Source organism: Streptomyces sp. NK15101 (assembly GCF_020400725.1).
GTDB lineage: Bacteria > Actinomycetota > Actinomycetes > Streptomycetales > Streptomycetaceae > Streptomyces.
The window spans coordinates 43,859-52,281 of record NZ_JAINVG010000051.1 but is presented as its reverse complement, the minus strand read 5'-3'; the positions used below and the strand labels follow the sequence as shown (position 1 = coordinate 52,281).

The window sequence follows — 8,423 nt, the reverse complement described above, 5'->3', positions numbered from 1 at the left end:
GACGGGCCGGCCGCGTAGGGTGGCGCGGCCCGCTTCCGCGTCGACTGTCTCCACGACCGTCCGGGACCGCCGGCCGGGGCCGGCGCCGGCGGCCGGGACCAGGCCCAGGGCGGGGGTCGGCGCCGGGCCGAGACCGGCACCCGCAGCCGGCCCGCCGGCGAGGCAGTGCGGCGTGCAGCCGAGGTGCAGGAGCCATGCGGCTCGCCGGGTGACGACCGCACGGGTTCGCGCTCCTCCGGCCGCGACGCGGACCACTCCGCCCCGGTAGCTGCGAGGGCCGGGGGCCCGATGCCGACCGAGGAGACGTGCGCGTAGGCGTTGTCGTCGGAGTCCGGGTCGCTGATGACGTCGTCCCGGATCTCGTCGACGGTGTCGGCGTCCTGGGCGGCCCGGGCGTCGACGAGGTGGCCCCGGATGCGGCGGACCGCGGTGGACCTCTGCTGGAGGGCAGGACGGGAGCGTTCGGCCGGCACTTGGCTCCGACGGACCTGGTGGACGGGGCGGATCTCCATTCGCCGACCCCAGTAGGCGCTGTCGATTCCGGCATCACCTATGGAACGGCAAGGATCACCGCGCGATCGTGCCTGTCCCGGACCCGGCGATCAACGGACTCGTGGTTATCGGTGAGAACGATCATGGTGCCCCAGGCGGTGATCGCCTCTTCCGGGAAGAGTGGCAAGCCCTGTGGGCCAGTCCTCCGACGAGCTTTGGAAAGGGCCGTCGAGGCGGCCTGGCGGGTGTTGTCGAGTTCCGTGAGGACGCGGGTGACGTGCTTCTCCACCGTGCGGGGAGGGCAGGAAGAGCGTGTCGGCGATCTCCTGGTCGGTGGCGTCTCGGGCGACCGGTCGGCGACCTCCTTGGCAGCCGTCGCGTGCGTTCACGAGGCGACGGCTTCGTCGACGGTTTCCCGGATCTGCAGAACGCCGTCCACGCCGGTGATCGCACAGAGCCGCCGGACCCGCTCCGACGGCGCCACCACGCGCAGCTTTCCCGTCTGGTGGATGAGGATCACCAGATTCAGGAAGGCGGAGTCCGCGAAGGTGACCCCGGAGGCGTCCAGGACCACCTTCGGATGCGTTTCGGTCGCGGTCTTCAACACATCGGCCAAGGGGCCGATGGAGTGCATGTCGTAATCGCCGCGGGCCTCGACGACCTGCGCCCCGCAGCACTCGTACTGGATCACCAGGTCCTGCCGTGACGCGTCCTTGGCGCTCTGCTCCGGCACCAGCTTCCTGCTGGGCGCGGTCAGGAGTGCGGACGCGACGGCGTCATCCTCGCTCCAGGGCACTCTCGGACTCCCTCCGGCAATCCCTCCGCGAAAGGGAAGGCGCGACATCGATTACAGGAAAACTATGTCATGCATTTTGGTTCTGGCAACTGAGGTCCGTAAAATCCGGGGCATGGTTGGATCCCCTGAATCTCACACCGGATGGACGTTCATCACGAACCACGCGCGTGTACTGGCCGCCATCGCGGACAACCCGAACGTTCGCATCCGTGACATCGCCGCCCACTGCCGGCTCACCGAGCGTGCCGTCTCGCGGATCATCGCCGACCTCGAACAGGACGGCTACCTCTCCCACACGCGAGAAGGCCGCACGAACACGTACCGCATAGAGCCGGACAGGGTGCTGCGCCACCCCGCCGAAGCCGGCCTCCCCCTGGCCTCTCTGTTGTCCCTGCTCGTACAGGACGAGTCCGAGCGCACCGGCCAGCAGTCGGTCCCCCACTGACACCCCCGGCCGACTCCGCCGGCGCGAACCGCATCCGGTCACCGAGCCTGGGTTCCGTCCCGACCGTGGCTGAGTGTGGCGGACGGCGGTCTGACCTGAAGCATGTTGCAGAAAGCCGTGTCCGATCAGGTCAGGGCCGGTTTGTGGCTGCTCTTGTCACGCGGTGAGGGCGGGGTGGTGCAGGGGGGCGACGGCCTGGATGACGTGGTGGAGGCCGTCGCCCCTGTCGGCGGTCGCGGAGGACCTCGTAGTGCTTCGTGCGGGCGAAAGCGTGCTCGACGCGGGCCCGGACCTTGCGCTGTCCGGCATTGTCCTCCTCCTCGCCCGGCAGCAGGCCCGTCCCCGGCCATTTGCGGTGCGGGACGACGAGCCCGGTGTTGAGGCAGGCGACGACCGCCGGCACGGTCACGCCCTCAGGCCGTCGTCGGCGAGATCCCGAACAGCGGTGCCGGGCCACGTCTTCAGGAAGATCCGGCGTCTCTGCCCGCTCCCAACACCCGTACGCAGGCTGGTACTTGGGTCGTGAGACCTCGCGAGGATCGTGTCCCGGCTCAGTCCACGCGTAGCACCAGGATCAGAACCACCGCTCCCTCACCGGCAAGTTCCACGCCATTCGGGGTTCCGCCACCGGTGTCCGCCACATCTCGTGTCCACACACATCGCACGTCACAGCTGGATGCTGTCATGACGACTCCGCACCCACCGCCGGCAGTGGAGCCCTCGACCGACCCGCATTCCGTCAGCAGTTCTCACAGCCGGCGACCGGCGGCCGCACCGCTGGGATCGTCGGCCAAGGCGATCGCCGCGGTGATGCGCTTGCCCACGGGCTCACGGTGCACGGCGAAGCTCTGGCCGACCGCCATCACGATCTCCAGCCCGTGCTGCCCCACCCGGGACGGATCGGGCTCAAGGAGGGCCGGCAGGGCGGGATTGCTGTCCCACACCGTCACCTCGACCGAGCCGCCGACGACCTCCAGGGTCAGCAGGCACGGGCCGGGCGCGTACTTGCGGGCATTGGTGACCAGTTCGCTGACCACCAGCTCCACCACGCTCATCGCGCGCTCGGACACCGGCAGACCGTGCACGGCCTGGACGTCGCTGAGGAAGGTGCGGGCCAGTTCACGGGCGACGGCGATGTTCTCGCTGCCCTCGAAGACGCCGGACGCCGACACGATGTCCGCCATCAGCGGCCGGCCGGCCGCAACGCCTGATGTCTGCCCCATCCTTCTTCCCCTTCACCACGCGCCCTTGTGTGCGCGGCCTCGTATACCCCCCGATCGGATCCTCACACCGAGCGGGCGTCGGATTTCCGCAAGGGAGGGGCGGTACCGGTCGGACCGCGTCGTCGAGGGCGATGTCGAGCCCGCGCCGTGTGCCGGCGAGGTCGAGCGGACGGGTGACCTGCCTGGCAGGGAAGCCGAAAAGGACGTGCTGCTCCGGCCGGCTCCGTGTGCCGGTCGGCTCGTGAACGAAGGCGGATTCGCCGAAGCCGACGCCCGCCGGATCCAGCAGGATCCGCTCGGTCCGCGGGGTGCGCACCACGTCGAGGGCTTCGCGCAGGCGTTATGTGTACTGCCGTGACGGGCAGGGCGGCGACGCCGAAGTGCACACGGTCGTCGTCAAGTAGGTGGCGCGCCGGAGAGCACTGGCACGGGCCGTGAGCATGAGGGGGACCCGGCTTGAGGATCTGTCCTCTGCCGCCTCCGCAGTAGGGCGCTCAGGGCGCCGGGAGTGTTCAGGACGTGGGCGTAGACCCTGGAGTCCAGGGAGTGCCTTTCGGACCATCGGATCGTTGGTCCGGTCGTGCGGGACGGCAGACTTCTGACGCCGCTTGGGCGGCGATCGCTCCGTTGCTGTCGTCTGCGGGGCGGGCTCGTGGCCGGTGGCGGGATCACCGACAGGTGCTCGAGGCCGTCGTGTTCACGTTCCGCACCGGCCTGCCCTGGAGGAACCCGCCGGAGCGGCTCGGGCCGTGGCAGACCGTTCACGGGCGGTTCGCCCGCTGGGCCGCGGAACGGCACCTTCGACCGCCTGCTGACAGTGCCCGATCCCGGGCGGAGGTGGACTGGCTGGTCGCGATCGACCCCACCATCGTCCGCGCGCATCAGCACGCGGCCGCCGAAGGGGGCTCGAGGAACGCGGCCTGGGACGCTCCCGCGGCGGGCTGACCAGCAAACTCCACCTCGCCGCCGTCAGCCTCGCCGGCACCCTCATCCGACTCGACACATGATCGACAGGGCGCCCCCAGGCAGCCTCAGACGACGGTGCCCCCGCAGGAGGTGCGGATCTTCAGCTCCGGCATCAGCTGGATGTGGTGGACGGGCAGCGCCGATTCGTCGTCGAGGCGGCGCAGCAGCAGCTTCACCGCCGCGGAACCCACCGCGCGCTTCGGCGGCGCGACCGCCGTGAGCGGTGGTGCGGCGAGCGCGGCGAAGACGTCGTCGTACGAGATCAGCGCCAGGTCGTCGGGCGCCCGCAGACCGCGGGCGCGCAGCAGCGGAATGAGCTGGACCGCCTCCTGGTCGTTGTGCACGAGGACGGCTCGCACGCCTTCGGCGACCGCCTCGGCGATCCGTTCGGCCACGGTCTCCGAGTCGAGGTTGGGCCGCTGGATGTCGACCACCGGCCGCGGGGCGAGCCCCAGCAGCCGGACGCCTTCCTCGTAGCCGGCCCGCGCCCGGTGGGCCGTCCAGGTGTCGTCCCGGGCGGCGAGGAGGACGGACTTGTGGCCGAGTGCGCGCAGGTGGCGGAGGGCGAGCAGCACGCCGTGGCGATGGTCGGAACCGACCGAGTCCAGGTCGGCGGCGGTGCCGTCGGGGGTCGTAGGCCGTTCGACGAGGACGGCGGGCACCGGCAGGCCGCGGACCCACTCCGTTTCGCCGGGGCCGGCGTCCGGGCGCCAGTTGGGGGTCAGCAGCAGACCGTCGAGCCCGGTGTCGAGCAGCTGGTCGACCTGGGCCCGGCGGCCTCGCAGACCTCATGGGCGGCAAGGCCACCACGATCGCCCGCCTGGACCACTTCTTCCACGACGCCGCGGGCAACTGGCTGCTGCGGGGCGGCGGGGCGCGGAAGTACGACCCGACCAACGAACCCGACATCCACGCTCCGTGGCTGTACAACGAGCTCGGCAAGCCCTGGAAGATCCAGGAGACGGTGCGTCAGCTCGTCGACACGGTCTACACCACCGGCCCGTCGGGCCTGCCCGGCAACGACGACCTCGGCACCATGTCGGCCAGGTGCGTGTGCCATCTCGGAAGCTCCGTCCAAGGCCGTCAACGGCAGCCTCTCCGACAAGTTCCGCACGCTGACGTCGTCGAAGTGGCTGCAGGTCGATCTCGGGGCGAGCGAGCCGGTCACCAGAGTCGTGGTCAAGCACGCGGCACTCGGCGGCGAGTCGGCGACCTGCAACACCAAGGCGTTCACCATCAAGACGTCGACGGACGGGACGACCTGGACCACGGTCGCGACCGTCACCGGCAACACCGCGGCGGCGACGACCCATCCAATGAACGTCACCGCCCGGTACGTACGGATCGAGGTGACCACCCCGACCCAGACGACCGACCAGGCCGCACGGCTCTACGAGCTCGAGGTCTACTGAGCCGGCCACAGACGGGCCGCCGCTTTCGCGGCGGCCCGTCCTTCGTGTCCGAGCGCCAGGGGTGCCTGTTGGGGCAACCTCCCTGCCAGGCAACCGACTTCAGCCTCTGGAAGAGCCCAAGTGCCTTGGGGGAGTAGCTGACGAAACGTTCTTGGTCTGCTGGCGGTATCGGCGGTACACCATCATGACCAGCAGGAATGACGTTCCAGCTCGACGGCGGAGCGATGCCGGGCCGTGCGCGGTCCGGATCTTGAGTGCCCGGCTTCGTCGGCGCTTCCCGTCACGTCGGGGTGCTGAACCGACCGTGCGACGCGGAGCCGTCCGAGGTCGGGAGTCGGTTCGCTCCGCGGCAGTTCCGTCGCCGGACGGGCACTGCCACCGACTGCGATGTCCAGCCGTGGTGGGGGTCACCCACAGGCATGTCGCCAGGCGCCGCTTCGGTCGATGGCGGTGTCCGCAGCCGCCTCTGCGACCGCTTCGGGTATCGGCATGGAGACGCTTCCCCGGCACGTGGAGGGACCGGTGCACGGCAGGGCGGTGAAGGGTCGTGCCAGTGGGGAAGGGACGGTACGACCCGCGGTCCAAGCCGCGGGACGGTGAAGGAGGACACGTCCATGACACAGTCTCACCGGCCGATCGGCCCCGACTCCGGCATCCGTTCCCCCGGAACGGCCCCCGCCGCCCAGCGGAACTGGCTCCTCCGGCTGGGCGCGCCGCCCGTCGCGGCGGCCGCGTTGACGGCGACCGTCGCGCTCTACACGGCCCTGGTGGCCTTCGGGAACATCACGGACTTCGGAACCAACCAACAGTTCGTCCAGCACGTCCTGAGCATGGACACCACGTTCAAGGACCCCGACCTGATGTGGCGGGCGGTCACCTCCCCCGCCCTCCAGAACGCCGCTTACGTCGCCGTCATCGTCTGGGAGACACTGGCCGCGGCGGTCCTGCTCGCCGCCACCTGGTTCTGGATCACGGGGCTGCGCCGCGACGCGTACGACCGGGCCCGCGCGGCGAGCACGGTGGGGCTGGTGATGGTGCTGCTGCTCTTCGGACTCGGCTTCCTCGCGATCGGCGGCGAGTGGTTCGCCATGTGGCAGTCGTCCGACTGGAACGGTCTGGACGCGGCAGCCCGCAACGTCACGCTGGCCGCCTTCGCACTCCTCTTGGTGCACCTGCCCGGCGTTCGCCGGCCAGGTGCCGAACGGACCTGACGCGCCCTGCGCCGCACAGGGGCCGCGGTCTGCCCGTCACCGGCGCGCCGCCCGCGGTCTGGATACGGCGAGCGGATGCCGAGGCGCGGGTGCCGGCCGCGCCGCGGGGCTGGGCGTGGGTGTGACGAGGGCGGCGGCGGTGCACGTGAGCTCAGCGAGGCGATCTCCGCCCGCGGACAGGCGGATGGCCCACGCCACGCAGTCGGCTACGCCAGGTCGTATGTTCTTGGACAGGCCTCGGCCGTCGTACCCGGCTTGTGGCCCCGTCTGCCCGGAACCCGGGAGTCCCGCCCGTGCCGGCGAGGTCCGCCGTCTCGGGCCAACGCGCCGCCGGGTGGGGCCGGTGCAGGGATCCGGGCAGCCTGCCCGACGCGGTCAGACCGGCGGTGAGCGGGTCGGGGTCCGCAGCGCGGGCGCCCGAATCGGCCGTGCCCGCCTCCAGGACGAGGACCCGTCGACTGTGCCGGCCGAGCCGGTGTGCGACGAGCGAGCCGGCGACACCGGCACCCACGACGATCACGTCGTAACGCGTCACCGGTCGCTCCCCTCGGCCCAACTCCCGTAACCTCCGGGATCCGCGGCGGGCGCGGTCAGACCGGCCGCCTTCCATACGAGGCCCTCGGCATAGGCACGCGGGGACACCAGCCCTCATGGACGGCCCGGCCAACTGCCGTGTACCAGAGGTGCGTGACCGCCTGGGCCGCTGCCCGTGACTCGCCGCGCAGAGTGGCCGTCGGCTTCTGCGGCTCGTGCAGGGCCTCGTTCAGCAGCCGCTCGTACCGTTCCGCTCCGAGCTCCTGGGCGGCCACAGCCCGGTACGTCTCGACGAGCCCGGTGACCTCCAGCTCCGCTCGGTCGAAGCCGGTCAACCGTGCCGACAGGGAGATGAAGCGCCGTGTCCCATCCGTGATGGGCACACCGGCATCGGTGCCCGCCGCCCGTCGACTCATGCCGCTGTGACCCCGGATGGCCTGATCCTGCCGCCGCTGGCTTGGCCTGCCCGGGCCCGCGGCCATCCGCGTGACGAAGCGTATCCGCTACTTGGAGTGACGGAAGGGGCGCGAGTGGTATCGCCTTTGGTGCTGGTTCCGGTAGGGCGACTTCCATGCCGGCAACCAGACCTGCGGCGTTGTGAAGAGCCCGAGTGCCTTCGGGGAACGGCTGCAAAAAGGTTCTCGGTCTGCTGTCGGAGGTGGTCGCCTTCCCGTCCTCGTTCACCAGTCCCGGCCGGCGGTCAACTCCTCCGCATCCGCTTCCGTGAACCCGTACGCCGAGGCGACGAAGCAGAACTCCTCACAGATCCATTCCCGCGCCACCGTCTCGATTTCGCTCCCGGCCGCCACGAACTCGCTGTCCAGCAGGTTGAACTCCTCCGTCGCAGCCTGGGTGAGCGCATACAAGCTCTCCAGTTCCGACGGCCGCTCGGTCTCAATGCGCTCGCACAGCCGCAGCAGGATCGCCTTACCCCGGTCGACCACGTGATCAGGGAAGTACGGGTCGCCGTACATCTGCCGCAGGAACGCGTGTCCCGCTACCTGCTGGTTTGTGATCGGCATGGCACTTCCCCACCTCTGCGAAAACCTGACGCGCCGATCATGCACAGCACCACTGACAACGGCACCCCAACGGGCGCCAGAGCCTACGCGACCAGGACTTCCACCACAGGCCGTAGCCCTCATGCGTGGCCGGGAGGTCCGGACCGCCGCCAAACGATGGCCACGGAGACGACCAAGGATCCAGGAAGCCTCCGGTCGCTGATGTCCGATCAGTCATGGAAATCCGGTCGGAGCCCCGCGAGTCCTCACGCCGCACGCACCCCGACTCCCCACCCGCTCTCGGCCGGCGGGCGCCGAAGGCGAACGCCTCCCGCCGGGACGA

General features: G+C 70.4%; 10 protein-coding genes and 3 pseudogenes. 5 read left to right on the top strand and 8 right to left on the bottom strand.

The features are described 5' to 3' along the window. Window positions 1–512 (bottom strand): annotated as a pseudogene (locus K7G60_RS25055) (hypothetical protein); the annotation flags it as partial. Between the two features lie 365 nt (window positions 513–877). Beyond that, window positions 878–1,288 (bottom strand): STAS domain-containing protein, encoded by a 411-nt coding sequence (locus K7G60_RS25050; protein WP_225803192.1) that lies wholly within the window; start codon window positions 1,286–1,288, stop codon window positions 878–880. A 112-nt stretch (window positions 1,289–1,400) separates the two neighbouring features. Between K7G60_RS25050 and K7G60_RS25045 the strand changes: the two genes are divergently transcribed. After that, the gene (locus K7G60_RS25045) at window positions 1,401–1,733 is read left to right on the top strand and encodes a helix-turn-helix domain-containing protein (RefSeq protein WP_225803191.1); all 333 of its coding nucleotides are present in this window, start codon (window positions 1,401–1,403) and stop codon (window positions 1,731–1,733) included. A 156-nt stretch (window positions 1,734–1,889) separates the two neighbouring features. Here K7G60_RS25045 and K7G60_RS25040 read toward each other — a convergent pair. After that, a pseudogene (locus K7G60_RS25040) lies at window positions 1,890–2,148 on the bottom strand (IS5/IS1182 family transposase); the annotation flags it as partial. 334 nt (window positions 2,149–2,482) lie between these two features. Further along, complete coding sequence (locus K7G60_RS25035; RefSeq protein ID WP_374115675.1) at window positions 2,483–2,956, bottom strand: ATP-binding protein; 474 nt, start codon at window positions 2,954–2,956, stop codon at window positions 2,483–2,485. Between the two features lie 519 nt (window positions 2,957–3,475). On the opposite strand from K7G60_RS25035, the gene K7G60_RS39475 reads away from it, so the two are divergent. Further along, complete coding sequence (locus tag K7G60_RS39475; protein ID WP_374115674.1) at window positions 3,476–3,901, top strand: transposase; 426 nt, start codon at window positions 3,476–3,478, stop codon at window positions 3,899–3,901. Between the two features lie 86 nt (window positions 3,902–3,987). Here the strand turns inward: K7G60_RS39475 and K7G60_RS25025 are convergent, their stop codons facing one another. Further along, complete coding sequence (locus tag K7G60_RS25025) at window positions 3,988–4,647, bottom strand: substrate-binding domain-containing protein (protein WP_374115677.1); 660 nt, start codon at window positions 4,645–4,647, stop codon at window positions 3,988–3,990. 65 nt (window positions 4,648–4,712) lie between these two features. Between K7G60_RS25025 and K7G60_RS25020 the strand changes: the two are divergent. From K7G60_RS25020 to K7G60_RS25010, 3 genes and pseudogenes are all read left to right on the top strand, one after another. Then, a pseudogene (locus K7G60_RS25020) lies at window positions 4,713–4,919 on the top strand (glycoside hydrolase domain-containing protein); the annotation flags it as partial. A gap of 61 nt (window positions 4,920–4,980) precedes the next feature. Then, window positions 4,981–5,334: a discoidin domain-containing protein gene (locus K7G60_RS25015; RefSeq protein WP_225803195.1), complete on the top strand. Its 354-nt coding sequence runs from the start codon at window positions 4,981–4,983 to the stop codon at window positions 5,332–5,334. A 614-nt stretch (window positions 5,335–5,948) separates the two neighbouring features. Next, the gene (locus K7G60_RS25010) at window positions 5,949–6,545 is read left to right on the top strand and encodes a DUF2165 domain-containing protein (protein WP_225803189.1); all 597 of its coding nucleotides are present in this window, start codon (window positions 5,949–5,951) and stop codon (window positions 6,543–6,545) included. Window positions 6,546–6,696: 151 nt separating this feature from the next. Here K7G60_RS25010 and K7G60_RS25005 read toward each other — a convergent pair whose 3' ends face one another. The 3 genes from K7G60_RS25005 to K7G60_RS24995 form a co-directional block, all read right to left on the bottom strand. After that, window positions 6,697–7,155, bottom strand: a complete 459-nt coding sequence (locus tag K7G60_RS25005) for an FAD-dependent oxidoreductase (RefSeq protein WP_225803188.1) — start codon at window positions 7,153–7,155, stop codon at window positions 6,697–6,699. Beyond that, window positions 7,136–7,462, bottom strand: coding sequence for a hypothetical protein (locus tag K7G60_RS25000; protein WP_225803187.1), 327 nt, complete (start codon window positions 7,460–7,462; stop codon window positions 7,136–7,138). The genes K7G60_RS25005 and K7G60_RS25000 overlap by 20 nt, the downstream gene beginning before the upstream one ends. Before the next feature lie 297 nt (window positions 7,463–7,759). After that, window positions 7,760–8,101, bottom strand: coding sequence for a DUF5713 family protein (locus tag K7G60_RS24995; protein WP_225803186.1), 342 nt, complete (start codon window positions 8,099–8,101; stop codon window positions 7,760–7,762). Window positions 8,102–8,423 lie beyond the last annotated feature (322 nt).